Raw genomic sequence first — 1169 nt, 5'->3', positions numbered from 1 at the left:
ATGGCAAAAGGTAAATTCGAGCGCACTAAGCCTCATGTGAACATCGGCACGATTGGTCACGTTGACCATGGCAAGACGTCGCTGACGGCGGCGATCACGAAGTATTTTGGCGAATACAAGCGCTACGACCAGATCGATGCGGCGCCCGAAGAGAAGGCCCGCGGCATCACGATTTCGACGGCTCACGTCGAATACGAGACGGCCAATCGCCACTACGCCCACGTCGACTGCCCCGGCCACGCCGACTATGTGAAGAACATGATCACCGGCGCCGCGCAGATGGACGGCGCGATCCTGGTGGTGTCGGCCGCCGACGGCCCGATGCCGCAGACCCGCGAGCACATCCTGCTTGCCCGTCAGGTCGGCGTGCCGTCGATCGTGGTGTTCCTGAACAAGGTCGACCAGGTCGACGACGCCGAGCTGCTGGAACTGGTCGAGCTCGAGGTTCGCGAGCTTCTGTCGAAGAACGAGTTCCCCGGCGACGACATTCCGATCGTCAAGGGCTCGGCTCTGGCGGCTCTGGAAGATTCGAACAAGACCATCGGTGAAGACGCGATCCGCGAGCTGATGGCTCAGGTCGACGCCTACATCCCGACGCCTGTTCGTCCGCTGGACAAGCCGTTCCTGATGCCGATCGAAGACGTGTTCTCGATCTCGGGTCGTGGCACGGTCGTGACCGGCCGTGTCGAGCGCGGCGTGGTCAAGGTCGGCGAGGAACTGGAGATCATCGGCATCCGTCCGACGACCAAGACGACCTGCACGGGCGTTGAAATGTTCCGCAAGCTGCTCGATCAGGGCCAGGCCGGCGACAACATCGGCGCGCTGCTGCGCGGCGTTGATCGTGAAGGTGTCGAGCGCGGCCAGGTTCTGGCCAAGCCGGGCACGGTCAAGCCGCACAAGAAGTTCGTGGCTGAAGCCTACATCCTGACCAAGGACGAAGGTGGCCGTCACACGCCGTTCTTCACCAACTACCGTCCGCAGTTCTACTTCCGCACGACCGACGTGACGGGCATCGTGTCGCTGCCGGAAGGCACCGAGATGGTGATGCCGGGCGACAACATCACGGTCGATGTCGAGCTGATCGTGCCGATCGCCATGGAAGAGAAGCTGCGCTTCGCCATCCGTGAAGGCGGCCGCACCGTCGGTGCCGGCATCGTCGTCACCATCAA

Annotated in this window: 1 protein-coding gene; it reads left to right on the top strand. The window is 62.7% G+C overall.

Features of this window, described 5'->3' with window-relative positions; all coding sequences use genetic code 11:
• A partial coding sequence (tuf, locus tag ACWGTO_RS33495; protein ID WP_095205387.1) for an elongation factor Tu occupies positions 1-1169 on the top strand: 1169 nt, incomplete at its 3' end.

This window comes from Mesorhizobium sp. PL10 (assembly GCF_053714315.1).
Note: the sequence above shows the minus strand (reverse complement) of the source record. Positions and strands in the feature narration are given on the sequence as shown.